The organism is Streptomyces sp. NPDC015661 (genome assembly GCF_043077765.1).
Classification (GTDB): Bacteria; Actinomycetota; Actinomycetes; order Streptomycetales; family Streptomycetaceae; genus Streptomyces.
This window is the reverse complement of sequence record NZ_JBIBST010000001.1, coordinates 353,561-378,768: the sequence shown is the minus strand read 5'-3', so window position 1 is coordinate 378,768 and position 25,208 is coordinate 353,561. Positions and strand designations below refer to the sequence as shown.

25 protein-coding genes are annotated in these 25,208 nt (G+C 72.7%); 10 read left to right on the top strand and 15 right to left on the bottom strand.

Going from position 1 to position 25,208, the window contains the following annotated elements; genetic code table 11:
- Positions 1-108: 108 nt before the first annotated feature.
- The gene (locus tag ACF07V_RS01790; RefSeq protein WP_392150915.1) at positions 109-831 is read left to right on the top strand and encodes a SigE family RNA polymerase sigma factor; all 723 of its coding nucleotides are present in this window, start codon (positions 109-111) and stop codon (positions 829-831) included.
- Positions 832-1,003: 172 nt separating this feature from the next.
- Here the strand turns inward: ACF07V_RS01790 and ACF07V_RS01785 are convergent, their stop codons facing one another.
- The gene (locus ACF07V_RS01785) at positions 1,004-1,699 is read right to left on the bottom strand and encodes an ATP-binding protein (protein WP_392150914.1); all 696 of its coding nucleotides are present in this window, start codon (positions 1,697-1,699) and stop codon (positions 1,004-1,006) included.
- A 52-nt stretch (positions 1,700-1,751) separates the two neighbouring features.
- On the opposite strand from ACF07V_RS01785, the gene ACF07V_RS01780 reads away from it, so the two are divergent.
- Complete coding sequence (locus ACF07V_RS01780) at positions 1,752-2,150, top strand: hypothetical protein (RefSeq protein ID WP_392150913.1); 399 nt, start codon at positions 1,752-1,754, stop codon at positions 2,148-2,150.
- Here ACF07V_RS01780 and ACF07V_RS01775 read toward each other — a convergent pair.
- Together ACF07V_RS01775 and ACF07V_RS01770 are read right to left on the bottom strand one after the other, a co-directional pair.
- On the bottom strand, positions 2,083-3,588 hold the full coding sequence (locus tag ACF07V_RS01775; protein WP_392150912.1) for an MDR family MFS transporter: 1,506 nt from the start codon (positions 3,586-3,588) through the stop codon (positions 2,083-2,085). The two genes, ACF07V_RS01780 and ACF07V_RS01775, sit on opposite strands and share 68 nt — an antisense overlap.
- A gap of 2 nt (positions 3,589-3,590) precedes the next feature.
- Positions 3,591-4,181, bottom strand: coding sequence for an NADPH-dependent FMN reductase (locus tag ACF07V_RS01770; RefSeq protein WP_392150911.1), 591 nt, complete (start codon positions 4,179-4,181; stop codon positions 3,591-3,593).
- Positions 4,182-4,296: 115 nt separating this feature from the next.
- On the opposite strand from ACF07V_RS01770, the gene ACF07V_RS01765 reads away from it, so the two are divergent.
- Positions 4,297-5,028: a TetR/AcrR family transcriptional regulator gene (locus ACF07V_RS01765; protein WP_392150910.1), complete on the top strand. Its 732-nt coding sequence runs from the start codon at positions 4,297-4,299 to the stop codon at positions 5,026-5,028.
- A 45-nt stretch (positions 5,029-5,073) separates the two neighbouring features.
- Here the strand turns inward: ACF07V_RS01765 and ACF07V_RS01760 are convergent, their stop codons facing one another.
- The 3 genes from ACF07V_RS01760 to deoC are packed head-to-tail and all read right to left on the bottom strand — an operon-like array spanning position 5,074 to position 8,358.
- Positions 5,074-5,964, bottom strand: a complete 891-nt coding sequence (locus ACF07V_RS01760; protein ID WP_392150909.1) for an aldehyde dehydrogenase family protein — start codon at positions 5,962-5,964, stop codon at positions 5,074-5,076.
- Positions 5,957-7,393 carry an aldehyde dehydrogenase family protein gene (locus ACF07V_RS01755; protein WP_392150908.1) on the bottom strand — a complete coding sequence of 479 codons (1,437 nt, stop codon included), beginning with the start codon at positions 7,391-7,393 and terminating at the stop codon, positions 5,957-5,959. Before ACF07V_RS01755 ends, ACF07V_RS01760 begins: the two co-directional genes overlap by 8 nt.
- 5 nt (positions 7,394-7,398) lie before the next feature.
- The gene (deoC, locus tag ACF07V_RS01750) at positions 7,399-8,358 is read right to left on the bottom strand and encodes a deoxyribose-phosphate aldolase (RefSeq protein ID WP_392151359.1); all 960 of its coding nucleotides are present in this window, start codon (positions 8,356-8,358) and stop codon (positions 7,399-7,401) included.
- 253 nt (positions 8,359-8,611) lie between these two features.
- Here deoC and ACF07V_RS01745 point away from each other — a divergent pair, with 253 nt between their 5' ends.
- The 3 genes from ACF07V_RS01745 to ACF07V_RS01735 all read left to right on the top strand — a co-directional run bounded on the left by ACF07V_RS01745 (position 8,612) and on the right by ACF07V_RS01735 (position 11,307).
- Entirely contained in the window at positions 8,612-9,841 is a 1,230-nt protein-coding gene (locus ACF07V_RS01745) for a hypothetical protein (protein WP_392150907.1), read from the top strand.
- 115 nt (positions 9,842-9,956) lie between these two features.
- Complete coding sequence (locus ACF07V_RS01740; RefSeq protein WP_392150906.1) at positions 9,957-10,595, top strand: class F sortase; 639 nt, start codon at positions 9,957-9,959, stop codon at positions 10,593-10,595.
- 34 nt (positions 10,596-10,629) lie between these two features.
- Complete coding sequence (locus ACF07V_RS01735) at positions 10,630-11,307, top strand: PH domain-containing protein (RefSeq protein ID WP_392150905.1); 678 nt, start codon at positions 10,630-10,632, stop codon at positions 11,305-11,307.
- A 980-nt stretch (positions 11,308-12,287) separates the two neighbouring features.
- On the opposite strand, the gene ACF07V_RS01730 is transcribed toward ACF07V_RS01735, so the two are convergent.
- The 3 genes from ACF07V_RS01730 to ACF07V_RS01720 form a co-directional block, all read right to left on the bottom strand.
- A complete protein-coding gene (locus tag ACF07V_RS01730; RefSeq protein ID WP_392150904.1) occupies positions 12,288-13,940 on the bottom strand; it encodes a phospho-sugar mutase in 1,653 nt (550 codons plus the stop codon).
- Between the two features lie 382 nt (positions 13,941-14,322).
- On the bottom strand, positions 14,323-15,126 hold the full coding sequence (locus tag ACF07V_RS01725; RefSeq protein WP_030687411.1) for a purine-nucleoside phosphorylase: 804 nt from the start codon (positions 15,124-15,126) through the stop codon (positions 14,323-14,325).
- A 215-nt stretch (positions 15,127-15,341) separates the two neighbouring features.
- Positions 15,342-15,779 (bottom strand): gamma-glutamylcyclotransferase, encoded by a 438-nt coding sequence (locus ACF07V_RS01720; protein WP_017239758.1) that lies wholly within the window; start codon positions 15,777-15,779, stop codon positions 15,342-15,344.
- A 206-nt stretch (positions 15,780-15,985) separates the two neighbouring features.
- Between ACF07V_RS01720 and ACF07V_RS01715 the strand changes: the two genes are divergently transcribed.
- Positions 15,986-17,425: an NAD(P)H-quinone dehydrogenase gene (locus tag ACF07V_RS01715; protein WP_369146132.1), complete on the top strand. Its 1,440-nt coding sequence runs from the start codon at positions 15,986-15,988 to the stop codon at positions 17,423-17,425.
- Between the two features lie 225 nt (positions 17,426-17,650).
- The gene (locus ACF07V_RS01710) at positions 17,651-18,577 is read left to right on the top strand and encodes a DeoR/GlpR family DNA-binding transcription regulator (protein WP_392150903.1); all 927 of its coding nucleotides are present in this window, start codon (positions 17,651-17,653) and stop codon (positions 18,575-18,577) included.
- Positions 18,578-18,679: 102 nt separating this feature from the next.
- On the opposite strand, the gene ACF07V_RS01705 is transcribed toward ACF07V_RS01710, so the two are convergent.
- Together ACF07V_RS01705 and ACF07V_RS01700 are read right to left on the bottom strand one after the other, a co-directional pair.
- The gene (locus ACF07V_RS01705) at positions 18,680-19,225 is read right to left on the bottom strand and encodes a TetR/AcrR family transcriptional regulator (RefSeq protein ID WP_392150902.1); all 546 of its coding nucleotides are present in this window, start codon (positions 19,223-19,225) and stop codon (positions 18,680-18,682) included.
- Between the two features lie 77 nt (positions 19,226-19,302).
- On the bottom strand, positions 19,303-21,057 hold the full coding sequence (locus ACF07V_RS01700; protein WP_392150901.1) for an acetyl/propionyl/methylcrotonyl-CoA carboxylase subunit alpha: 1,755 nt from the start codon (positions 21,055-21,057) through the stop codon (positions 19,303-19,305).
- 384 nt (positions 21,058-21,441) lie between these two features.
- On the opposite strand from ACF07V_RS01700, the gene ACF07V_RS01695 reads away from it, so the two are divergent.
- Positions 21,442-21,879 carry a hypothetical protein gene (locus ACF07V_RS01695; RefSeq protein ID WP_392150900.1) on the top strand — a complete coding sequence of 146 codons (438 nt, stop codon included), beginning with the start codon at positions 21,442-21,444 and terminating at the stop codon, positions 21,877-21,879.
- A gap of 1 nt (position 21,880) precedes the next feature.
- Here the strand turns inward: ACF07V_RS01695 and ACF07V_RS01690 are convergent, their stop codons facing one another.
- From ACF07V_RS01690 to ACF07V_RS01680, 3 genes are all read right to left on the bottom strand, one after another.
- Entirely contained in the window at positions 21,881-22,486 is a 606-nt protein-coding gene (locus tag ACF07V_RS01690) for a nucleoside triphosphate pyrophosphatase (RefSeq protein ID WP_392150899.1), read from the bottom strand.
- A 63-nt stretch (positions 22,487-22,549) separates the two neighbouring features.
- Positions 22,550-22,678 carry a morphogenic membrane protein MmpB gene (gene mmpB / locus ACF07V_RS01685; protein WP_392150898.1) on the bottom strand — a complete coding sequence of 43 codons (129 nt, stop codon included), beginning with the start codon at positions 22,676-22,678 and terminating at the stop codon, positions 22,550-22,552.
- A gap of 71 nt (positions 22,679-22,749) precedes the next feature.
- Complete coding sequence (locus ACF07V_RS01680) at positions 22,750-23,385, bottom strand: TetR/AcrR family transcriptional regulator (RefSeq protein ID WP_392150897.1); 636 nt, start codon at positions 23,383-23,385, stop codon at positions 22,750-22,752.
- A 70-nt stretch (positions 23,386-23,455) separates the two neighbouring features.
- Here ACF07V_RS01680 and ACF07V_RS01675 point away from each other — a divergent pair, with 70 nt between their 5' ends.
- Positions 23,456-24,910, top strand: a complete 1,455-nt coding sequence (locus ACF07V_RS01675) for an MFS transporter (RefSeq protein WP_392150896.1) — start codon at positions 23,456-23,458, stop codon at positions 24,908-24,910.
- Between the two features lie 71 nt (positions 24,911-24,981).
- Here the strand turns inward: ACF07V_RS01675 and ACF07V_RS01670 are convergent, their stop codons facing one another.
- Positions 24,982-25,194 carry an acyl-CoA carboxylase subunit epsilon gene (locus ACF07V_RS01670; protein WP_388699724.1) on the bottom strand — a complete coding sequence of 71 codons (213 nt, stop codon included), beginning with the start codon at positions 25,192-25,194 and terminating at the stop codon, positions 24,982-24,984.
- Positions 25,195-25,208 lie beyond the last annotated feature (14 nt).

Sequence of the window (25,208 nt, the reverse complement as noted above, 5' to 3'; positions counted from 1 at the left end):
GGTCCCTGTGACACGGCTGTGACAGTCGGCGGACAGCGCCATGAAGTCCGGGGGGCAAGCTTCTTGGCACACGGACCGAAACACACTCCAACCGACGGGGGGCGCGAGATGAACGCACTGCACAGCACCACCTCTAGCGCAGTTGTCACGCGTCTCCACGACGTCGTGCGGAGCACGGAGAAGTCCGGCGGGATGAACGGGCGGGGGTGCGTTCGGACCGTCGGGCGTCAGCGCAAGGCGCCGTACATGGTGGCCGTTGCTGACGGGGGAGCGGCGTACGGGGAGGTCACGGGGGAGCGCACGAGCTGCTCGGAAGCCGAGTTCACGGCTTACGTGCAGGAGCGTCGTGCCTCCCTGTACGCCACCGCCTACCACCTCACCGGTGACCGTTTCGAGGCCGAGGACCTGCTCCAGAGCGCGCTGTTCTCCACGTACCGCGCCTGGGACCGGATCAGTGACAAGGCGGCCGTGGGTGGTTACCTGCGCCGCACCATGACGAACCTGCACATCAGCGCCTGGCGCCGGCGCAAGCTCAACGAGTACCCGACCGAGGAGCTGCCGGAGACGGTCGGCGAGACGGACGCGATGCGGGGTACGGAGCTGCGCGCGGTCCTGTGGCAGGCCCTGGCCCGGCTGCCCGAGCTCCAGCGGACGATGCTGGTGCTGCGCTACTACGAGGGCCGTACGGATCCGGAGATCGCGGAGATCCTGGACATCAGTGTCGGCACGGTGAAGTCGAGCATCTGGCGCTCGCTGCGGCGACTGCGCGAGGACGAGGTGCTGAGCTTCGGCCGTGACGAGGAGGAGTCCTTCGGCGAGCTGGTGGCCTGAAGGTCGGGGGGACGCACCCTGCGGGGCCACGGGGGAAACGGGGCCTTGGGGGTACGGGGGAAACACGGGGGAACCGTACGGGGGTACGGGAAGAGCGAAGCGGGTCGTACGAGTCCGGGGGGTCTCGTACGACCCGCTTCGTGCTGTGCGGCCTCGGGGGTGTCCGGGGGCGTCAGCTCGCCGCCGGTGTGCGGTGGCGGCCCGCCGCCGCTGCCGCCAGGCGGCCCAGGGCCTCCGGCTTTCCGCAGGGGTGGGCGCCCAGGGCGGTCTGGCGGGCGACGATCGCGCGCTCGGCGCGCATCAGGCGCCAGCCGCGGCGCAGCAGGAACGGGACCGACTTGCGGCCCTCGCGGAGGTCGCGGAGGAGCCGGCGGCGGAACGTCGTCGAGGGGCGGCCCCGCAGGCACAGCGCGTCCGCGAGGACGTCGAGGTCGCGGCAGCGGTTCACGATCTCGGCCGCGAAGATGCCCTCCGCCACGAAGAGCGGCGTCCGCGCGATGTCGAGCCGCTCCCGGTCCACCCGGGAGCTGGTGGCGATGTCGTACACCGGGACGTCGGTCCGCCCCGTACGGCACAGCTCGACGATCGCGGCGACGGCGGCGTCCGCGTCCCAGGACCGTGGGGAGTCCCAGTCGATGTCCGTGGAGCCGTCGACGAGCGGCAGCGTCGGGTCGTCGGCCTCCTTGTAGAAATCGTCGAGGCGCAGGACCGGAAGGCCGGCGACGGCGGCGAGGGACGACTTGCCGGAGCCGGAGGGGCCCGCGAGCAGGACGACCCGGGTCGGGATCGGTTGGGAACTCACGGAACACCAGTGTGAGGCATTCCCCCGTCCAGGGGACCACCGAGGAAGGCCGTTGGTATCGAGCATCACACCTCGACTACTGTCGGTGCCCGCCCGCTCACCCCCTGGAAGGATCCTCATGGCGCGTCACGCAGACCACCGGACCCCCCGCCGCAGCGCCCTGCTCAAGGCCGGTCTCACCGTCACGGCGGCGGGTGCGGCGATGCTCGGCGCGGGTGCCGGGGCGCAGGCCGCCGCTCCCGTGCCGCTGCCCGTCGACTCGCTGAGCCGGACGGACGCGGGCGCGGCCGGTGCGGGCGCGCTGGAGGGTGTCACACAGGGCGTGGGCCCGCTGACCCGCCTCCAGCTCGACCCGCTGGCCAACACGGGCGTCGACCCGCTCGACAACGGCCTCGGCACCCAGGTCGCCGACTTCAAGCCGGTCGGCACGAACCTGCTCACCGACCACGTCACGAAGGGCGGGGCAGTGGCCGACCTGCCGCTGGCCGGTCCGCTGACGCGGGGTCTGCTTCCGTAGCGTCGCGTAGCGGGACCTCGCGTACGAGCCAGGCCACCGCGAACGCCAGGGCGGCGAGCACGGCCGTGCCGAGCAGCACCCCGTGCACCCCGCTGGTCACCGCCGCCCGCAGGCCCTCCCGTGCCGGCTCCGGCAGCCCTGCGGCCTGGGTCGGCGTCAGGTTCGGGTCGGTCCCCGCGAGGCGCGCGGTGAAGACGGCGCCGAGGGCCGCGACGCCGAGGGAGCCGCCGAGGGTGCGGACGAGCGTGACGGTGCCGCTCGCCGCGCCCATGTCCCGGGGCGGGGCGCTGTACATCGTGATGAGCAGGGTCGACTGCATGAGGAAGCCCATGCCGGCGCCCGGGATCACGGTGAGCGCGGACGCGAGGGCCGTCGGGGTGTCCACGTCGAGCAGGAGCAGGGCGAGCGCGCCCGCGGTCATGAGCCCGCCGCCGAGGATCGGGTAGATCCGGTAGCGGCCGTCGCGCGCGATCAGCCGGCCGGTGACGAGCTGGACGCCGACCATGCCGAGCATGAGCGGCAGCAGGAGCAGTCCGCTCGCCGTGGACGTCCGGCCGCTGACGAACTGGAAGTACTGCGGCAGGTAGTTCATCGCGGCGATCATGCCCGCGCCGACGAGCAGGCTGAGGATCTGCGCGAGGGTGAAGTTCCGGCTGTGGAACAGCCGGGGCGGGATCACCGGCTCGGTGGCGCGCCGCTCGGTCCTGACGAACAGGGCGAGGGCGGCGACGGCGGTCGCGGCCAGGGCGAGGACGCCCGGCGAGGTCCAGGCGTATCGCGTTCCTCCCCAGGTCGCGAGCAGGGTCAGGGCGAGGATGCCGGTGGTGAGGAGCAGGGCCCCGGCCACGTCCACGCGGGCCCGGACGCGCGGGGTGCGGACGCGCAGCCCGAGGGAGACGAGCAGCAGCGCGGCGATGCCGACGGGCAGGTTGACGTAGAAGGCCCAGCGCCAGTTCAGGTGGTCGGTGAGCAGTCCGCCGAGGAGCGGGCCGCCGGCGAAGGCGACCGGGAGCATCGCGCCGGTGATCGCCTGCACCTTCGGGCTGTCCTGCGGGGAGACGACGGTGCCGATCAGGGCGAACGCGCCGACCATCAGGCCGCCGGCGCCGACGCCCTGGAGGGCGCGGAAGGCGATGAGCTGGTCCATGGTCTGGGCGAGGCCGGAGAGGACGGAGCCGGCGAGGAAGACGGCGACGGCGGTGAGGTAGGCGCCCTTGCGTCCGTACAGGTCGCCGGCCTTGCCCCACAGGGGTGTGCCGACGGCGGCGGTGAGGAGGTAGGCGGTGACCACCCAGGACAGCCGGTCGAGGCCGCCGAGTTCGCCGGCGACGGTGGGGAGCGCGGTGCCGACGATCGTGCCGTCGAGGGTGCCGAGGACGATGCCGAGCATGAGACCGGTGAGGCCCGGGTAGGGGAGCGGCTTTCGCTGGTCGGTCATGGTCAGGCTCCGTACGGCTTCTTGGCGCGGGCCTCGCGGAGGGCGTCGGCCCACCAGACGAGCCGTTCGAGCATCGCCTTCGCGGCGGTGTCGGCGCCGGGGTCGACGGCCTTGCCCTCGGCGTCGAACTGACCCCAGACGCCGGCGAGTCCGACGGACTCGCGGAGGGTGACGGCGTGCAGTTCGGCGAAGACCCCGCGCAGGTGCTCGACGGCGCGCAGGCCGGCGGAGAAGCCGCCGTAGGAGACGAAGGCGACGGGCTTGGCGTGCCACTCCTTGTTGTGCCAGTCGATCGCGTTCTTCAGGGACGCGGGGTAGCTGTGGTTGTACTCGGGCGTGACGACGGCGAAGGCGTCGGCGGCGGCCAGGCGGGGGGACACGGCCCGCAGGAGGGCCAGGTCGGCCTCGTCGGCGGGGGCCTGGCCGAGGTGCGGGAAGACGGTGGGCAGCGGGGTCTCGGCGAGGTCGATCACGTCGACGGCCAGGTCGGGGCGGTCGGTGGCGTGGCCGGCGAGCCAGTGCGCGACGGTCGGGCCGAGGCGGCCTTCGCGGGTCGAGCCCTGGATGACGGCGAGGCGGAGCGGCGTGCTCATGGGTCCCCCTGGGAAACGTGGTTGTGTACGGCGTACACCGATGGGTGTACAACGTACACGTCGGTGTGTACGACGTCCACAAGGCATACGCTGTACGCGACACAAGGAGGCCGGAGTGGCGAAGAAGGACGAGACGGAGCGCGTCTCGCTGTGGGAGCGGCTCGATCGGCCCGCGGCGCCCAGGGCCTCCCTCACCCCGGGCCGGATCGCCGAGGTCGCGATCGGGATCGCGGACCGCGAGGGGTTCGCCGCCGTCACCATGCGGAAGGTCGCCGCCGAACTGGGCGTCGCCCCCATGGCCGCGTACCGGCACGTCGACGGCAAGGACGAGCTGTGGGCGCTCATGGTCGACCGGGTCTCCAGCGAGATGGAGCCCCCCGAGCCCGGCGAGGGCTGGCGGGACACCCTGCGGACCCACGCGCACCGCACCCGCGAAGGGATGCTCCGCCACCCCTGGCTCGCCCAGCTGCCGACCCCGCTCTTCGCCCTCACCCCGAACCGGCTGGCGGCGGCCGAGCGGCAGCTGGCCTCGCTCGACGGCCTGGGCCTCGACGTCGACACGATGATGGCGGCGTTCCGCGCGGTCGGCGCCTATGTGCACGGGGCCGTGCAGGCGGAGGTCGCCATCGCCCTGTACATGGAGGAGCAGGGCTGGGCGAACCCCGACGAGACCCGCCGGGGGCTCGCCCCGCAGATGACGTACCTGCTCGGCACCGGCCGCTACCCGACCTACCGGACCTACGCCCTGGGCGCGGCCCGCAAGGACGACGCGGGGTGGCTGTTCGAGACGGGGCTCGAGTGCGTGCTCGACGGGGTCGCGGGCCTGATCGAGCGCGGCGGCGCATGACGAACGGCCCCCGGATGATCCCGGGGGCCGTTCGTCATGGGGGTCCTAGTACGAGGAGCCGCTCGCGCCCAGCGAACCCGTGGGGTGCCAGACCGTCTTCGTCTCCAGGAACGCCGTCATGCGGTCCGTGCCCGGGGACTCGGCGAAGTCCTCGGTACGGGGGCGCAGGACGCGCTTCAGGTTGTCCGCCGCCGCGATCTCCAGGTCACGGGCCAGATCGGTGCCCGCGCCCGTCAGGTCGATCGCGTTGACGTCCTGGTGGGCCGCCAGGTGCGGGCCCATCTCCGAGGCCTTGCCGGAGAGGATGTTGACCACGCCGCCCGGGAGGTCGGAGGTGGCCAGGACCTCGCCCAGGGAGAGGGCGGGGAGCGGGGACTTCTCCGAGGCGATCACGACGGCCGTGTTGCCCGTCGCGATCACCGGGGCGATCACCGAGACCAGCCCCAGGAAGGACGAGTCCTGCGGGGCCACGACGGTGACGACGCCCGTCGGCTCCGGGGTCGACAGGTTGAAGTACGGGCCCGCGACCGGGTTCGCGCCGCCCACGACCTGGGCGATCTTGTCGGTCCAGCCCGCGTACCAGACCCAGCGGTCGATCGCCGCGTCGACGACCACGGCGGCCTTCGACTTCGACAGGCCCTCCGCGTCCGCGACCTCGCGGACGAACTGGTCCCGGCGGCCCTCCAGCATCTCGGCGACGCGGTAGAGGATCTGGCCCCGGTTGTACGCGGTCGCGCCCGCCCAGCCGCCGAAGGCCTTCCGTGCCGCGACGACCGCGTCACGGGCGTCCTTGCGGGAGGAGAGCGGCGCGTTCGCCAGCCACTTGCCCTTCGAGTCGCTCACCTCGTACACCCGGCCGCTCTCGGAGCGGGGGAACTTGCCCCCGACGTACAGCTTGTAGGTCTTGAAGACGCCAAGGCGAGTCGTGTCAGACATCGAGGTAGGCCTCCAGACCGTGGCGGCCGCCCTCGCGGCCGAAGCCCGACTCCTTGTAGCCGCCGAAGGGCGAGGTCGGGTCGAACTTGTTGAACGTGTTGGCCCAGACGACACCGGCCCGGAGCTTGTTGGCGACCGCGAGGATGCGGGAGCCCTTCTCCGTCCAGATGCCGGCCGACAGGCCGTACTGGCTGTTGTTGGCCTTCGCGACCGCCTCGTCGGGCGTACGGAAGGACAGCACCGACAGGACCGGGCCGAAGATCTCGTCGCGGGCGATGCGGTGCGCCTGCGTGACGTTCGTGAAGAGCGTCGGGGCGAACCAGTAACCGGCCGACGGGATCTCGCACGCGGCGGTCCAGCGCTCGGCGCCCTCCGCCTCGCCCTGCTCCACGAGGGAGGTGATGCGGGCCAGCTGCTCCGAGGAGTTGATGGCGCCGATGTCGGTGTTCTTGTCGAGCGGGTCGCCGAGGCGGAGCGTCGACAGACGGCGCTTCAGGCTGTCGAGCAGCTCGTCCTGGATCGACTCCTGGACGAGGAGGCGCGAGCCCGCGCAGCAGACCTGGCCCTGGTTGAAGAAGATGCCGTTGACGATGCCCTCGACGGCCTGGTCGATGGGGGCGTCGTCGAAGACGATGTTGGCGCCCTTGCCGCCCAGTTCGAGGGTGACCTTCTTGTGCGTGCCGGCGATGGAACGCGCGATCGACTTGCCGACCGCCGTCGAGCCGGTGAAGGCGACCTTGTTGACGTCCGGGTGCTCGACCAGCGCGGCGCCGGTCTCCCCGTACCCGGGAAGGATGTTGACGACGCCCTTCGGCAGCCCGGCCTGACGGCAGATGTCCGCGAAGAACAGGGCGGAGAGCGGGGTCGTCTCGGCCGGCTTCAGGACGACCGTGTTGCCGGTCGCGAGCGCCGGGGCGATCTTCCACGCCAGCATGAGCAGCGGGAAGTTCCACGGGATGACCTGGCCGGCCACGCCCAGCGGCCTCGGGTTCGGCCCGTAGCCGGCGTGGTCGAGCTTGTCGGCCCAGCCCGCGTAGTAGAAGAAGTGTGCGGCGACCAGGGGGAGGTCCGCGTCGCGGGTCTCCTTGATCGGCTTGCCGTTGTCCAGGGTCTCCAGGACGGCCAGCTCACGGCTGCGCTCCTGGATGATCCGGGCGATCCGGAAGAGGTACTTGGCGCGCTCGGAACCGGGCAGCGCCGACCACTTCTCGAAGGCCTTCCGGGCGGCCTTCACCGCGCGGTCGACGTCCTCGGAGCCCGCCTGGGCGACCTCGGCGAGGACCTCCTCGGAGGCGGGGGAGACGGTCTTGAAGACCTTGCCGTCGGCGGCGTCGACGAACTCGCCGTCGATGAACAGGCCGTAGCTCGGCGCGATGTCGACGAGGGAACGCGACTCCGGTGCCGGTGCGTACTCGAATGCAGATGCCATGTTGATCAGTCCACCGTCACGTAATCGGGGCCGGAGTAACGGCCGGTCGCCAGCTTCTGGCGCTGCATCAGCAGGTCGTTGAGCAGGCTGGAAGCGCCGAAGCGGAACCAGTGGTTGTCCAGCCAGTCCTCACCCACGGTCTCGTTGACGAGAACCAGGAACTTGATCGCTTCCTTGGTGTTGCGGATGCCGCCGGCCGGCTTCACGCCGATCTGCACGCCGGTCTGTGCGCGGAAGTCGCGCACGGCCTCCAGCATGAGGAGGGTGTTCGCCGGGGTGGCGTTGACCGCGACCTTGCCGGTCGAGGTCTTGATGAAGTCCGCGCCGGCCATCATGCCGAGCCAGGAGGCGCGGCGGATGTTGTCGTACGTGGACAGTTCGCCGGTCTCGAAGATCACCTTGAGGCGGGCGCGGTCGCCGCACTCCGCCTTGATCGCGGCGATCTGCTCGAAGACCTCCAGGTAGCGGCCGGCGAGGAAGGCGCCACGGTCGATGACCATGTCGATCTCGTCGGCACCGGCGGCGATGGCGTCGGCGGTGTCGGCCAGCTTCACGGGGAGCGCGGTGCGGCCCGCCGGGAAGGCGGTGGCGACCGAGGCGACCTTGACGCCCGAGCCCGCGACGGCGGCCTTGGCGGTGGCCACCATGTCGGGGTAGACGCAGACGGCGGCGGTCTTCGGGGTCGTGCGGTCGGTCGGATCGGGGTTGACGGCCTTGGCGGCGAGCGCCCGGACCTTGCCCGGGGTGTCCGCGCCTTCGAGCGTCGTCAGGTCGATCATGGAAATGGCCAGGTCGATGGCGTAGGCCTTGGCCGTGGTCTTGATCGAGCGGGTGCCGAGGGACGCGGCGCGCGCCTCCAGGCCGACGGCGTCGACGCCGGGCAGCCCGTGGAGGAAGCGGCGCAGCGCACTGTCGGACGTGGTCACGTCGGCGAAAGCGGATGCTGCGGATGCAGTGGTGGGCATGGTCACCAGTCGAGCATATCTACGCGCGTAGCGACCTGTACAGGGGCGCCCCTTCATCGAGCCCGAGGTCACAGGGGGTCCGACGGCGTGGTGACTGCTGTCACACGCCCGTGACATGGAGCGGACGGCTCCCACATACAAGATCAATAGATTCTTATCAGCAGCCAGCCAGACCTCACCGGAACCAGTCGGACCGAGAAAAAGCGGCATGCGGCTCTCCTTGTCCGTCTCACCTGAATTCACAGGAGTCGTTATGCGCACCGCCCTTCGCACCGCCATCGCCACCGCCCTCGTCGCGGGTGTCGCCCTCACCACCCCGGCCCTCGTCGTCGGTGCCGCGTTCGCCGCCGACGGCCCGGTGGCCGTCAAGCCGGCCGACGCCGTGAAGCCGGCCGACACCGCGAAGCCGGGCGATGCCGCGAAGCCGGCGGACGCCACCAAGCCGGCCGAGACCGGCACGGAGGCGGAGGCCGACCCCGCGAAGGGCACCCTCGTCCGGACCGAGACCCTCCTCAACGGCACGATCGCCAAGATCTACAAGGTCAAGGAGCAGAACTACCGCGCCGAGCTCTTCTACCAGGGCAACCCGGTCGGCGTCCTGGAGGCGATCACCCGCTCCGTCGCCGGCAACGACAACGGCGAGTTCTTCGTCCTCAACCCGGACGGCACCACCTACAACTGGGACCGCAACTACGTCCCCGGTGCCACGCCCGGCGTCTACCGCCTCGCCGACGGCACGCTCCTGGAGCTCGCCCAGAAGGACGGCCGCTACGGCCTCCAGCTGATCGAGAACGGCAAGGGCCGCGGCTTCACCTACCTGAGCGGCTTCCGCCAGGTCTGGACGTACGGCAAGGCCGTCGTCGTCCTGGAGCAGGACGGAGGCTTCGCCGCCTACATCCCGGGCTCCTCGAAGCAGGCCGCCCCCGAGCTCGTCCAGAACGGCTCCGCCCCCACCCCGGGCCCCGTCGTCACCCTCGGCAAGTGCACCGTCCAGCAGGACATCCCCTCGGTCTTCGCGCTGCTGACCGTGACGCTCACCAACGACCTGGAGAAGGGCCCGAAGGCCGTCCTCAAGGACGAGGACGGCAAGCCCATCGTCACCCTCGACCGCGCCCACGCGGCCGACCTGGGCCAGGGCCTCACGATCAAGGACGCGAACACCACCACCCCGAAGCTCGGCCAGCGCACCCAGGGCGGCGACACGCCCTACCGCTGGACCGCCTTCCCGAAGCTCCCGAAGGGCTGCGAGAAGGACGCCACCGCCACCCCGGCGCCGTCCGCCACCACCCCGGCCTCCGGCGGCACCACCACGAACACCGGGCAGACCTCCGTCGTCCCGCAGGGCGGCGTCGCGGCCGGTGCCGAGCTCGGCACCGAGGGCGACTCCACCGCCCTGATCGCGGCCGGCGCGGGCACGGCCTCCCTCGCCGCCGCGGGCCTCGGCTTCGTCGTCCTCCGCCGCCGGGCCGGCTCCCGCGCCTGATCCCGCACCTTTTCCTGCCCTGACCCGAGCAGGCCACACCCCACCCCAGGCCGGTCGCCGCGTCCCGCGCGGCGGCCGGCCACACCCCGTCCTTCAGCCCGTCCGGAGCCGTCCCGTGAGCCGTCGCCCCGCCCGTACCCGTACCGCCTCGCTCGTCCTCGTGGCCGCGCTCGCCGCGCTCACCGGCTGCTCCGCCGCCGGCGAGCCCGCGCCCGCCACCCCGCCCGCCCACATCTCGCGGGCCACCGCCGCCCCGGCGCCGACCGCGAGCCCGGCGCCCGTGCAGCCGATGGCGCGGTCCCTGCCCGTCCGGGTCCGGGTGCCCGCCGCCGGGGTCGACACCGGGCCCGTGCTCTCCCTCGGCCTCAACACGGACGGCACCGTCGAGGTGCCCTCGGTCGCGGACGCCGACCGCATCGGCTGGTACGACAAGGGCGTCACCCCCGGGCAGACCGGCCCCGCCGTCCTCATCGGCCACTTCGACACCGCCCGCGGCCCGGCCGTCCTCAAGAACGTCTCCAAGGTCCGCGTCGGCGACGAGATCACCGTGACCCGCGCCGACGGCACGACCGCGGTCTTCCGGGTCCGGGAGCTGGAGCAGGTCGACAAGGACGCCTTCCCGACGGCCAAGGTGTACGGCGACACCACCCGCCCCGAGCTGCGCCTCGTCACCTGCGGCGGCGAGCTGGTCGGCGGCCACCGGCCCGACAACATCATCCTGTACGCGGACCTCGTGGCCGCGCGGGCCGCCTGAGTCCCCACCCGCCCCCTGAGGCACAATCGGCGGCATGACGACCCCCGAGCCCAGCCACGAGCCGAGCCCCGAGCAGCCGTCCGCAGGAAAGACCCCCGCGGGACAGACCTCCGCCGACAAGGTCTTCCGGTCGCCCCTCGGGGTCGCGAGCGGCGTGTTCCTGCTGCTCCTCACGGCCTTCTTCGCCGGGGACGCGATCGTCCGCGGCGAGGGCCGCACGCCCTGGATCGCGCTCGCGGTCCTCGTCCTCGCCGTCCCGCTGATCGTCGCCTTCACGATCAGGCCCGCCGTGTACGCCAACGACGACCGGCTCCGGATCCGCAACCCGTTCCGGTCGATCGTGCTGCCCTGGGCCGCGGTCGCCGACGTCCGCGCCGGCTACTCCAGCGAGGTCTTCACGCAGGAGGGCGCCAAGTACCAGCTGTGGGCGATCCCCGTCTCGCTGCGCCAGCGGAAGAAGGCCGCCCGCCAGGCCGCCCGCGCCTCCCAGGACGACCCCCACGGCCGTACCTCCGTCACCGCCGACGTACGGGACACCGCCTCCCGCACCGCCCCGAGCGACAAGACCGTCGCCGAACTGCGCGAACTCGCCGAGCTGCGCGCCGGGACCCCGGGCGCGCAGGGCGAGCCGCAGGTGCGCTGGGCGTACGAGATCGTGGCGCCCGCGGTGGCCGGGCTGCTGCTCCTCGTGATCCTGCTCGCCACACGCTGAGCCGCACCCCGCTTCCGGACACCCCGTAGGGCCTGTCTGACCATTCCCGTCGGGTCCGGCCCGCCCGGCACGCACGCTCGACGCACGGCCGGGACACCCAAGTAGCTCCGCTACGGGGGCGCCCCGGCCGCACGCCGATCGCACGCACCGGACGACCCGGCCTGATCCGACGCGAATGGCGGCGACGAGCCCCGCCGCCCGCCGCGCGCGCCGGGCCGCGAGGAGCCCCGCCGCGCCGACCGCCGCCGCGACCGCGAGCCCCGTCGGCCGGGTGAGACCGGCGGCCACCGCGAGCCCTGCGGCCCACGCCCAGCGCCCGCCGAGCACCGCGTACAGCGCCCAGGCCGCGAGCGCCGTGAACAGCGACTCCGTGTACCCCATCCACTGCACGGCGGCCACCGGCGAGGCGCCCCACAGGACGGCGAGGACCGTTCCGGTCCGGCGCCCGCGCAGCCGGTCGCCGACCGCGAACACCCCCCAGGCGGCGAGCAGCGAGCAGACCACCGCGAGTCCGAGGGCGACCGAGGCGCGGGAGCCGGGGAGGACCGCCGACAGCAGCCGGACGAGCCCGGGGAAGAGCGGGAAGAAGGCCAGGTTCCGGGGGAAGGACGGCTGGGTCGTGTACCCGTGCCCCGCGATGTCCAGGTACCACAGCGAGTCCCACGTCCGGGCGAGCAGCGGCCACAGGCCGTGCCCCTTGAGATGCGCCCAGCGGGCGAGCACCGCGAGCCCCAGGAGCCGTACCGCCAGGAAGCCGAGCAGCGCCGGGGCCGCACGCCGCAGCGCGCCGCCCGCCACGGCCTCGGGTGCGGTCGTACGGGGGCCGGGGACGTACGGCACGGGGGTGACGGACACCGGGTCACCCTGGCGCGCGCCCCCGGCGCACGGTCCACCCTTTACGTCACGTGCCGTACGGGGTTCACCCGGACGGGCGAGGGCCGGTACGGAAGGGAATCCGTACCGGCCCTCGGCGCCATGCCCTACAGCCCGGCGGCCTCGGACAGATCCCGCTTGATCGCGGCGAGGATCTCGGCGCCCGTCGCGCGGGCCGTCGCCAGCTCGCTGCCGTCGCCGACCGGGACGACGACCTCCAGGTAGCACTTGAGCTTGGGCTCGGTGCCGGAGGGGCGGACGATCACCCGGGCCTTGTAGGCGCCCTCCAGGTGGTAGCGGAGCCCGTCCGTCGGCGGCAGGGACTCGGTCCCCTTCGTCAGGTCCTCGGCCGAGACGACCGTCAGACCGGCGAGCCGCACCGGGGGCCGCTCGCGCAGGGTGGCCATCGCGTTCGCGATGATCCCCAGGTCCTCGACGCGCACCGACAGCTGGTCCGTGGCGTGCAGGCCGTGCGCCACCGCCAGGTCGTCGAGCAGGTCGGTGAGGGTCCGGCCCTGCTCCTTGAGCACCGAGGCCAGCTCCGTGACGAGCAGCGCGGCGGTGATGCCGTCCTTGTCGCGGACGCCCTCCGGGTCGACGCAGTAGCCGAGCGCCTCCTCGTAGCCGTACCGCAGTCCGTCGACGCGGGCGATCCACTTGAAGCCGGTCAGCGTCTCCTCGTAGCCGACGCCCGCGGCCTCGGCGATGCGGCCGAGGAGGGACGACGACACGATCGACTCGGCGAAGACGCCGGTGGCGCCCTTGTGCACCAGGTGCGCGGCGAGCAGCGCGCCGACCTCGTCGCCGCGGAGCATCCGCCAGCCGCCCTCGGCGTCCGCGTCGGGCACGGCCACGGCGCAGCGGTCGGCGTCCGGGTCGTTCGCGATGACGATGTCGGGGTCGACGGCCCGGGCGGCCTCGAAGGCCAGGTCCATGGCGCCCGGCTCCTCCGGGTTCGGGAAGGCGACCGTGGGGAAGGCGGGGTCCGGCTCGGCCTGCTCGGCGACCAGCGCGGGCGGCGGGAAGCCGGCCCGGCCGAACGCGGCCGTCAGGACCTCCTTGCCGACGCCGTGCATGGCCGTGTAGACGGTCCGCGCGGTCCGGGGGGAGCCCGGGGTCAGGACGGCGTCCGTGCGCTCCAGGTAGGCCTGGAGGACCTCGTCGCCCAGGGTCTGCCAGCCGTCGGCCGCGCGGGGCACGTCGTGGAGCGAGCGGATGGCGTCGATCTCGGCGGCGATCTCGGCGTCGGCAGGAGGCACGATCTGCGAGCCGTCGCCCAGGTAGACCTTGTAGCCGTTGTCGCGCGGCGGGTTGTGGCTCGCGGTCACCTCGACACCGGCGACGGCGCCCAGATGCCTTATGGCGTACGCGAGGACGGGCGTCGGCAGCGGGCGCGGGAGCAGCGCGGCGCGCAGTCCGGCGCCGGTCATCACCGCGGCGGTGTCGCGGGCGAAGTCGGCGGACTTGTAGCGGGCGTCGTAGCCGATGACGACGAGGCCGCCGGTCCGGCCCTTCGCCTTCAGGTAGGCGGCCAGGCCGGCGGCGGCCCGGATGACGACCGAGCGGTTCATCCGCATGGGCCCGGCGCCGAGCTCACCGCGGAGCCCGGCCGTGCCGAACTGCAGCGTGCCGCTGAAACGGGCGGCGAGCTCGTCGCTCGCGCCGGCCTCGATGAGCCGCGCGAGCTCCTCGCGGGTCTCGCTGTCGGGATCCTCGGCGAGCCAGGCCTGGGCCCGGGTGAGGAGATCGTCCTGCGTCACGGTGTGCCTTTCGGGGTGGGGCGGGTGGGTGCGGGGCCGGTGCGGGCTGGATCGGGTGCGGGCCGGTGGGGCGTGCGGACGGCCGCTGCGCGGAGCCTTTCCCCACCCCGCCCCTTCCCGAACTGGGGGCAAGCCCCCAGACCCCCGTACGGCCTGCGGCCGTGTCCTCGAACGCCCCCTGCGCCTGGCGGCGTGGGGGGACCCCCAGACGGGCTGGATTTCCAGCCCGTCTGGGGGAGAAGCCCCGCGCACCGGCCCCCGCACCGGCGGCGAGCTCCGGCCGGACGGGCGCACCGGCACGCCGGCGGTCGGAGGCCGCCGCAGCGCTCGGAAGCCCGACCGGCCCCCAGGGGCCGGTCGGTGCGAGGGGTGCGGAAGGAGATCAGATCCGGTCGAGGACCCGCGTCAGCAGCTCGCCCATCCGCGCCGCCGAGTCGCGTCCCGCCTGGAGGACCTCCTCGTGGTTCAGCGGCTCGCCCGAGAGCCCCGCCGCCAGGTTGGTGACGAGGGAGATGCCGAGGACCTCGGCACCGGCCTCGCGGGCCGCGATGGCCTCCAGGACGGTGGACATGCCGACGAGGTCGCCGCCCATGACGCGGACCATGTTGATCTCGGCCGGGGTCTCGTAGTGCGGGCCGGGGAACTGGACGTAGACGCCCTCCTCCAGCGTCTCGTCGACCTCCTTGCACAGTGCGCGCAGGCGCGGCGAGTACAGGTCCGTCAGGTCGACGAAGTTCGCGCCGACGATCGGGGAGGCGGCCGTCAGGTTGATGTGGTCGCTGATCAGGACCGGCTGGCCGGGGCGCATGCCCTCGCGGAGGCCGCCGCAGCCGTTGGTGAGGACGACGGTCTTGCAGCCGGCGGCGACGGCGGTGCGGACGCCGTGGGCGACGGAGGCGACGCCCCGGCCCTCGTAGAAGTGGGTGCGGCCGAGGAAGACCAGCGCGCGCTTCTCACCGATCTTGTACGAGCGGACCTTGCCGCCGTGGCCCTCGACGGCCGGCGGCGGGAAGCCGGGGAGCTCGGTCACCGGGAACTCGGCCTCGGGGGCACCGAGGGCGTCGACGGCGGGGGCCCAGCCGGAGCCCATGACCAGGGCGACGTCGTGGTTCTCGACACCGGTCAGCTCGCGAAGACGTGCGGCAGCGGCCTCGGCGGCCTCGTACGGGGTGGCAGTTGCGTTCACTGACTCTCTCGCCTCGGGGAGGGGGGTCCGAGGGGAACCCCGGACGGATTTGGTACGCGAAGCAGCGTAGCCGGAGAATTCCTACGCGCGTAGATGACGATGCTGACGGACATGCGATCGTTGTCTTGTCGTTTCCGACGAACGGGGGATTCCGCTCACCCGGTCGGATCAACCCGGCCCGCTCGCCGAGGCCGGACGGGTGAGGCGGGGCGCGATCAGCAGGGGCGCTTCCGCAACTCCATCACGTAGTCGTGCGGCGCGCCCGCCGACTCGGCCGCGTCGGCGACCTCGCCCAGGTACCGCGCGGACGGCAGCCCGCCCTCGTACGCGTTGAGGACGTACACCCAGGCCGGCTCCTCGCCGTCCAGCGTGTGCACCCGCACCCGCATCCGCCGGTAGATGTCGAGGCCCACGCCCTCCCAGCGGTCCATCGAGTCCTCGTCCATCGGCGCGATGTCGTACAGCGCCACGAAGACCTGGGAGCGGGGGGCCTCCACGATGGTGGCCAGCGCTCCCTCCCAGCCCATCTGCTCTCCGCCGAAGGTCAGCCGCCAGCCGTTGAGCCAGCCGGTGCCGCGCAGCGGGGAGTGCGGTGCGCGGCGGCTCATCAGCCGCGCGTCGAGGTTGCCGGCGAAAGCGGCGTAGAGCGACATGGGACCGAGGGTACGGGAGGGGGCGGGCTGCCCGGAGAAGACCGAGGTGGCGGCCGTACGAGGGGCTCCGGAGGCCCCGGCGCGAGGCAGCGCCCGGCGTGCGGGAGAATGGGGTACGCACTTGAAGCGTGCGGGACAATGGCGTACGCACTGCACCCCAGCGGGGGGACCCCCCGGCAGAACGAGAGCGCGAGGCGTAGATCCCAGTGACCCGGATCGTGATCATCGGCGGCGGACCCGGCGGATACGAGGCGGCCCTGGTGGGCGCCCAACTCGGCGCGGAGGTGACCGTCGTGGACTGCGACGGCCTCGGCGGCGCGTCCGTCCTGACCGACTGCGTCCCCTCGAAGACCCTGATCGCCACCGCCGAGGTGATGACCACCTTCGACTCCTCCTACGAGGAGCTGGGCATCATCGTCGCGGACGACACCCCGCACATCGAGCAGGCCGCTCGTGTCGTCGGCGTGGACCTCGGCAAGGTGAACCGACGGGTGAAGCGCCTCGCGCTCGCCCAGTCCCACGACATCACCGCCTCCGTGACCCGGGCCGGCGCCCGCGTCCTGCGCGGCCGCGGCCGGCTCTCCGGCCGGCAGGCCGTGGACGGCTCCCGCCAGGTGGTCGTCACCGCCGCCGACGGCACCGAGGAGACGCTGACCGCCGACGCGGTGCTGATCGCGACCGGTGCCCACCCGCGCGAGGTGCCCGACGCCAAGCCGGACGGCGAGCGCATCCTGAACTGGACCCAGGTCTACGACCTGAAGGAGCTCCCCGAGGAGCTCATCGTGGTCGGTTCCGGTGTCACCGGCGCCGAGTTCGCCGGTGCCTACCAGGCGCTCGGTTCCCGCGTCACGCTCGTTTCCAGCCGTGACCGCGTGCTCCCGGGCGAGGACCCGGACGCGGCCGCCGTCCTGGAGGACGTCTTCCGGCGCCGCGGCATGAACGTCATGGCCCGCTCCCGCGCCGAGTCCGCCAAGCGGGTCGGCGACCGGGTCGAGGTCACCCTCGCCGACGGCCGGGTCATCTCCGGCACCCACTGTCTGATGGCGGTCGGCGCGATCCCCAACTCGGCCGGAATGGGCCTGGAGGAGGCGGGGGTCAAGCTGAAGGACTCCGGCCACATCTGGACCGACAAGGTCTCCCGTACGAGCGCCCCGGGCGTCTACGCGGCCGGTGACGTCACCGGCGTCTTCGCGCTCGCCTCGGTCGCCGCCATGCAGGGCCGGATCGCGATGTACCACTTCCTCGGCGACGCGGTGGCCCCGCTGAACCTGAAGACGGTCTCCTCGAACGTCTTCACCGACCCGGAGATCGCCACCGTCGGCTACACCCAGGCCGACGTGGACGCGGGCAAGATCGACGCCAAGGTCGTCAAGCTGCCGCTGCTGCGCAACCCCCGCGCGAAGATGCAGGGCATCCGGGACGGCTTCGTGAAGATCTTCTGCCGCCCGGGCACCGGCATCGTGGTCGGCGGCTGTGTCGTCGCGCCGAAGGCGAGCGAGCTGATCCATCCGATCTCGATCGCGGTCGACAACAATCTGACGGTCGAACAGATCGCAAATGCTTTCACCGTGTACCCCTCCCTGTCGGGCTCGATCGCGGAAGTGGCACGGCAGTTGCACACCCGAAAGGCGACGGGCGAGGCGTAACGGCCCGCTCCGGCCCGGCTCCCGCCTGCGGGAACGGTTCGCCGACTCGGACAACCCCCGGCAAGGGGGGACATAGAACGATCAACGGCGGGGCCTCCCATACCACTTGGAGGCCCCGTCCGTGCGCATCTTCTGCAATTCGGCGCATAGTGCTGAAAACTATCGGCCGGTCACGTTACTGTCAGTTTCGTGTTCGCTGCAGAACGTCGCCAGTTGATCCTCGAAATGGTGCGAGCCAATGGGGCCGTGTCGCTCCGCGAGCTCGCCCGCGTCGTCCAGACCTCTGAAGTGACCGTACGGAGAGACGTACGGGCCCTTGAGGCAGAAGGACTCCTCGACCGCCGCCACGGCGGTGCGGTGTTGCCGGGTGGATTCACGCGAGAATCCGGCTTCCCGCAGAAATCCCATCTCGCCACAGCGGAGAAGACGGCCATCGCCGACGTCGCCGCCGGCCTCGTCGAAGAAGGCGAGGCCATCGTCGTCGGCGCCGGGACGACCACGCAGGAGCTGGCCCGCCGGCTCGCCCGCGTGCCCGGTCTGACCGTCGTCACCAACTCCCTGCTCGTCGCCCAGGCCCTCGCCCACGCCAACCGGGTCGAGGTCGTCATGACCGGCGGCACCCTGCGCGGCTCCAACTACGCGCTCGTGGGCAGCGGGGCCGAGCAGTCGCTCCAGGGGCTCCGGGTCTCCCGGGCGTTCCTCTCCGGGAGCGGTCTGACCGCCGAGCGCGGCCTGTCGACGTCCAACATGCTCTCCGCGAGCGTGGACCGGGCGCTCGTGCAGGCGGCGGCCGAGGTCGTGGTCCTCGCCGACCACACCAAGCTCGGCTCCGACACCATGTTCCAGACGGTGCCGACGGACGTCATCACCCGCCTCGTGACCGACGAGCCCCCGGCGCACGACGAGCGGGCCGCCACCGAGCTCCAGGCCCTCGCCGACCAGGGCGTGCAGATCGCCGTCGCCGGCACGGGAGCGACCGCCGGCCCCTCCGGCGGCGACCAGGTCCCCCCGGGCGCCCGGCCCCGCCGTGACATGCCGCTCCCCGTCCAGCGCGGGCGGATGGCGGCCGGTCAGTTCCGCGGGCCGGGTGGCGGAATGGCCGCGGAGACGCTGGAACGCACGGCCCGGGTCGCGGACATGCGCCGCCGCTGAGCGGGCGGGCTCGCGCCGCCGCCCCGCCGGTGGACCCGCACCGCCCCCGAAGTCACCCGAGGGACCCTCCCCCAGGGGTCCCACGCCGACTCCCGCCCCACCTCAGTCCTTCAAGCCCCGAAGCGTCAGCGCGAGCAGACGGTCCGCCAGCTCCGCGTCCTCCGGGCACTGTTCGGCCGCCAGCGCGATCGCGTTGGTCAGCTGCATCAGGTCGCCGATCGACACATCGGCCCGTACCTGCCCCGCCTTCCGGGCCCGTTCGAGCAGTCGCTCGCCCGCCGCGCGCAGGGGGTCGCTGCACCGCGCCAGGGCCGAACTCCGGTCGTACGAGGCGGACATCAGCGCATGCGCGAGTCCCCGGTACTCGCCCGCGTGCGCGATCAGGGCCCGCAGCCACTCCACCAGGGCCGCACACGGCACCTCGGCCTCCGCCAGCTCCCGCGAGCGGTCCAGCAGTTCGGCGAGGGCTTCCTGGAAGACCGCGTTCAACAGGTCGGCCCGGGTGGGGAAATGGCGGTAGAGGGTGCCGATCCCCACGCCCGCCCGTCGCGCGACCTCCTCCAGCGGCGCGTCCGCGCCCTGCTCCGCGAAGGCGGCGCGGGCTTCGATGAGCAGTCGCTCGTGGTTGCGGCGTGCGTCGGCGCGCATGAGCGCGGCCCCTCCCCTCGACGAAGGGCCCGCAGGCGGCTGCCTGCGGGCCCTTCGTACCGTACTGGGTGCGACGGTCAGTCCTTGATGTCGCAGATGGTGGCACCGGAGGTGACGGAGGCGCCGACCTCGGCGCTCAGGCCCTTGACGGTGCCGGAGCGGTGCGCGTTGAGGGGCTGCTCCATCTTCATGGCCTCAAGGACGACGATGAGGTCGCCTTCCTTGACTTCCTGGCCCTCCTCGACCGCGACCTTGACGATCGTGCCCTGCATCGGCGAGGCGAGGGTGTCGCCCGAGGCGGTCGGGCCGGACTTCTTCGCCGCGCGCCGCTTCGGCTTCGCACCGGCCGCCAGGCCCGTGCGGGCCAGGGTCATGCCGAGGGAGGACGGCAGGGAGACCTCGAGGCGCTTGCCGCCGACCTCGACGACGATCGTCTCGCGGCCCGCCTCGTCCTCGTCCGCCTCGGCGCCGGCCGGGGCGAAGGGCTTGATCTCGTTGACGAACTCCGTCTCGATCCACCGGGTGTGGACGCGGAACGGGTCGGCGGTGAAGGCGGGGTCGACGACGACGGCCTGGTGGAAGGGGATGGCGGTGGCCATGCCCTCGACCTTGAACTCCGCGAGCGCACGCGCGGCGCGCTGCAGGGCCTGCTCGCGGGTGGCGCCGGTGACGATCAGCTTGGCCAGGAGCGAGTCCCAGGCCGGGCCGATGACCGAGCCGGACTCGACGCCCGCGTCCAGGCGGACACCGGGGCCGGTCGGCGGGGTGAAGACGGTGACCGTGCCGGGGGCCGGGAGGAAGTTGCGGCCCGGGTCCTCGCCGTTGATGCGGAACTCGAAGGAGTGACCGCGGATCTCCGGGTCGCCGTAGCCGAGCTCCTCGCCGTCGGCGATCCGGAACATCTCGCGGACCAGGTCGATGCCCGTGACCTCCTCGGTCACCGGGTGCTCGACCTGCAGACGCGTGTTGACCTCCAGGAAGGAGATCGTGCCGTCCACGCCGACGAGGAACTCGACCGTGCCGGCGCCGACGTAGCCGGCCTCCTTCAGGATCGCCTTCGACGCCGCGTACAGCTGCTCGTTCTGCGCCTCGGTCAGGAACGGCGCGGGGGCCTCCTCGACCAGCTTCTGGTGGCGGCGCTGCAGCGAGCAGTCACGCGTCGAGACCACGACGACGTTGCCGTGCTGGTCGGCCAGGCACTGGGTCTCCACGTGACGCGGCTTGTCGAGGTAGCGCTCGACGAAGCACTCGCCCCGGCCGAAGGCCGCGACGGCCTCACGGACGGCGGAGTCGTACAGCTCCGGGACCTCTTCCAGGGTGCGGGCGACCTTCAGACCGCGACCGCCACCACCGAACGCGGCCTTGATCGCGATCGGCAGCCCGTGCTCCTCGGCGAACGCCACGACCTCCTCCGCACCCGAGACCGGGTCCGGGGTGCCCGCGACCAGCGGGGCACCGGCGCGCTGCGCGATGTGACGGGCGGCGACCTTGTCACCCAGGTCGCGGATGGCGTGCGGCGGCGGACCGATCCACGTCAGACCCGCGTCCAGGACCGCCTGGGCGAACTCCGCGTTCTCGGAAAGGAAGCCGTAACCGGGGTGGACCGCGTCCGCCCCGGAGTCCTTGGCGGCCTGGAGCACCTTGGCCATGTCCAGGTAGCTGGTGGCCGGGGTGTCACCGCCCAGAGCGAACGCCTCGTCAGCCGCCCGGACATGCAGAGCATCCCGGTCCGGATCGGCGTACACGGCCACGCTGCCGATACCCGCGTCCCGGCACGCCCGGGCCACACGGACAGCGATTTCGCCACGGTTGGCGATGAGCACCTTGCGCACGATGGCTCCCTCCTTGAAACAAGCTGAGTTTAGGGACTGCCGACACGGCCTTTCGACCCGTCCCCAGTGGTGAGCTTGCCCACACGGAGCGTGACCCCGGGCCTGCTCGGGTCGTGAATTCCCTTGTCGCACCACGGTACGCAGGGTTCCTTTACGGCACAGTAGCTCCGAGGTGTGGCGCAGGTCTCTGTTCAAGCGACCAGGGGCCATTCGGGTTTCTTTGTGGAGTCCCTACGAATGGCTCAATGATTCTTTGCCCCTCCGGCGTCCCGCCGTCCCCCGTCGCCCGCCGTGTGCGAACTCTTGTCCGGGGGTTTACCGGCCAGTAGCCTTCGCACTGTCGACCGTACTGCCGGTAACAGGTGAATCCAGGGGGTGGCCGAGGTGGCCCGCAGACCGATAGCGCTCGTGACGGCCGCGGTGCTCTTCCTCGAAGCGCCCGGCATCGTCGCGATCAACGCCGTCATGGCGGGCTTCCTGGAGGCCCAGTCGATGTCCCTCGACGGCATGGACCCCGACGCGATGGTCGCCGGCACCTGGGGGCTCGGCATCGCCTCGGGCATCGCCCTCGCCGTCTGCGCCCTCGTCGCCCTCGTCGCCGGCGTCCGCGACCGCCGCCCGGGCCGCTTCGGCCGGGGCCTCCTCGTCGGCTGCGCGGTCGTCCACGGCGTCCTCGGCGCGGTCGCCGTCGGCCTGCTCGGCTGGCCCGCCTTCGCCTTCCTGGTGACCGTGCTCGGACTCGTCGTCCTCACCCTGGTGGCGTACGGGAAGGAGCCCGCGGAGAAGGCCGACGCCCCCGAGGGGGCGCCGGCCGCCGGCTGACTCAGGCCCAGAGGTCGGTGATCTCGACGTCCAGCTTGCGCAGCAGCCTGCGCAGCAGCGGAAGGGACAGGCCGATCACATTGCCCGGGTCGCCGTCGATGCCGTCGATGAACGGGGCCGAGCGGCCGTCCAGGGTGAAGGCGCCCGCCACGTGGAGCGGTTCGCCGCTCGCCACGTACGCCGCGATCTCCTCGTCCGTCGGCTCGCCGAACCGGACCACGGTGGAGGCCGTCGCCGACTCGTAGCGCTTGGCGGCGGTGTCGTACACGCAGTGGCCGGTCTGGAGGATGCCGACGCGGCCGCGCATCGCCTTCCAGCGGGCGGTGGCCTCCTCGGCGTCGGCCGGCTTGCCGAGGGCCCGCTTGTCGAGTTCGAGGACCGAGTCGCAGCCGATGACGAGCGCGCCGAACGCCTCGGGCCTGGCGGCGACATGGGCGGCCTTCGCCTCGGCGAGGGCGAGGGCGAGTTCGGCCGGGGTCGGAGCGTGGACCTTGTCCTCGTCGACGCCGCTCACGATCACCTCGGGGGCGAGTCCGGCCTGCTGGAGCAGATTGAGCCGGGCGGGGGAGGCGGAGGCGAGCACGACACGGCGCGGATCAGCAGTCATGGGGGCAGCGTAGCCAGTGCGGGGCCTACGCACGCGCGCGCGTGGCTCGACGTGCGCGCGTGGTCAGCGTGCGCCGGCCACGACCATCAGGACCACCATCGCGATCCCGAGCAGGACACCGGCACGGCGGAGCATCGCCTGCATCTCGTGGAGGAACTTCGGCGGCTCGTTCTCCGGGTCGGACCACAGCATGCCTCCGATCCTGCTGACGGGGCGGCCGGGGCGCCTGAGTACGGATACTCAGGCGCACCCGCGCGAAAGGACTATTCGCGTACGAACACCCCGTCCCGCGCCGCCGCGAGGGCCGCCGTCACCGCGCGTTCGGCGACGGCCGCGTCGAGCTCCTCGCGGGTGACCGCGAAGCGGTAGTAGAGCGGCGCGGAGACGGCGCGGAGGAGTTCGACGGGGTCCGTCCCCGCCGGGACCTCGCCGCGCGCCGCGCCCTTCGTGACGACCGGGGCCCATTCCGCGAGCCGGGTCCGGTAGAAGCCGGCGAGGGCGCGGGCGCACTCCTCGTCGCAGGCCGCGGCGGCGATGACCGCGCGGAAGACGGCGCCCATCCGGGGGTCCAGGAGGGTGGCCCGGACGAGTTCGGCGTTGGCCCGCAGGTCGCCCGGGAGGCTGCCGGTGTCGGCGGCGGGCAGCGACTGCTCGGCCATGTCGTGCAGGAGGTCGGTGACCAGGCCGACGGGGGAGTTCCAGCGACGGTACACGGTGGTCTTCCCGACGCCGGCGCTCGCGGCGATCCGGTCCATGTTCAGGGCGTGGAAGCCGGTGTCGGCCAGGGCGTCCAGGGTGGCGTCGAGGACCGCCCTGCGGACCTTCGCGGTGCGGCCGCCGGGGCGCGTGGTGCCGGGCGAGGCCGGCCGGCTCTCAGTCAAACGGGTCTCCTGTTCCATTAGCGCCATCGACTCTGCTACGGTACGGGACATCTTAACGGAACTGGCTTCCCATTAAGGGGTCCTTCGTATGGTTGCCCTCGATCTCCCCACGCCCACGGACCCGTCCACGGACCCGTCCACGGACCCGTCCACGGACACGCCCACGGACCCGTCCACGGACCGCGCCGGAAGCCGGATGACCGGCCGGATGCGGCTCGTCCTCGTCGTCCTCCTCCTCGCCCAGTTCATGCTGGCCGTCGACTTCTCGATCCTGAACGTCGCGCTGCCCGCCATCGGCCAGGGCCTCGGCCTCGGCCTCGGCGGCCTCCAGTGGATCGCCACCGCCTTCGCCCTCGCCGCCGCCGGATTCACCCTCCTCTTCGGGCGCGTCGCCGACCTGATCGGACGCCGCCGCCTCTTCCTCGGCGGCATGGCCCTCCTCGGCGCGTCCTCCCTCGCCGGGGGACTCGCTCCCGGCCCCGAGGTCCTCATGGCCGCCCGCGTCGCCCAGGGCCTCGCCACCGCCGCCGTCACCCCCGCCGGGCTCGCCCTGCTCACCTCCTCCTTCCCCGAGGGCCCGCTGCGCGCCAAGGCCCTCGGCCTGAACGGCGCCCTCATGTCCGCTGGCTTCACCACCGGCGCGATCCTCGGCGGCGTCCTCACCGACCTGCTCTCCTGGCGCTGGGCCTTCCTCGTGAACGTGCCGGTGGCCCTCGCCGTCCTCCTCGTCGCCCCGGCCGTCCTCCGGGAGAGCCGCCCGGCCGTCCGCCCCCGCCTCGACGTGCCCGGCGCGATCACCGTCACCGGCGGCCTCCTCGCCCTCGTCCACGGCCTGACCCTCGCCGGCGGGCACGGCTGGACCCACCCCGCCGCGCTCGTCTCCCTCGCCGCCGGCGCCGCGCTCCTCGCCGCCTTCGTCCTCGTCGAACGGCGGGCCGCCTCGCCCCTCGTCCCGATCCACGTCCTGAAGCGCCGCACGGTCGTCTGGGGCAACCTCGCCGGGCTCGTCGCCTTCGTCACCGAGACCTCGCTGGTCTTCCTGATGACCCTGTACCTCCAGGACGTGCTGGGCTTCTCCCCGCTCGCCGCCGGACTCTCCTTCGGCGTCCTCGGCGCCGGCACGGTCCTCGGCGGGGTCACCGCCTCCCGCTTCATCGGCCGCTTCGGCGCCCGGACCGCCCTCGTGGCCGGCGGACTCCTCCAGGCCCTCGCCACCCTCGCCCTCTACGGGCTCGGCGACGACCGCTCCGGCCTCGCGCTGCTGCTCGCCGCGACCTTCGCCGGCGGCGTGGGCAACATGCTCGCGATCGTCGGCTTCATGGTCACCGCCACCTCGGGGCTGCCCGACGCGGAGCAGGGCATGGCGACCGGGCTCGCGACCATGACCCAGCAGATCGGCATCACCATGGGCACCCCGGTCATGAGCGCCGTCGTCGCCACCGCGCCCGTGCTCCTCGACGGCATCGGCCTCGCGGTCCTCGTCAACGCCGCGATCGTCGCCGCCGGAGCCGTACTCTCCGGCCTCTTCCTGCGCCGTACGTGAGCGCCGGCAGGACGGGTACGCGAAAGGCCGGACCCCCCGCACACGGGGTCCGGCCTTCTCTCGTGCCGCGACTACACGGGCCAGTACGACCGCGCCCAGGCCCGAGGGCCCGGCCGGTGCCGTACCGCCCGCGCGATACGGGAGGGGTCCGACCACCCCTCCGGTACCGCCGGGCCGCCGTCCCCGGCGGACGCCGCCGCCGTGGCCGCGGCCCGGGCTTGAACCACCGCCAGTGCGGCGGCCAACTCCTCCGGAGTCGGGTTGCCTCGTACGACCTTGATCATGTCGGCTCCTTGAG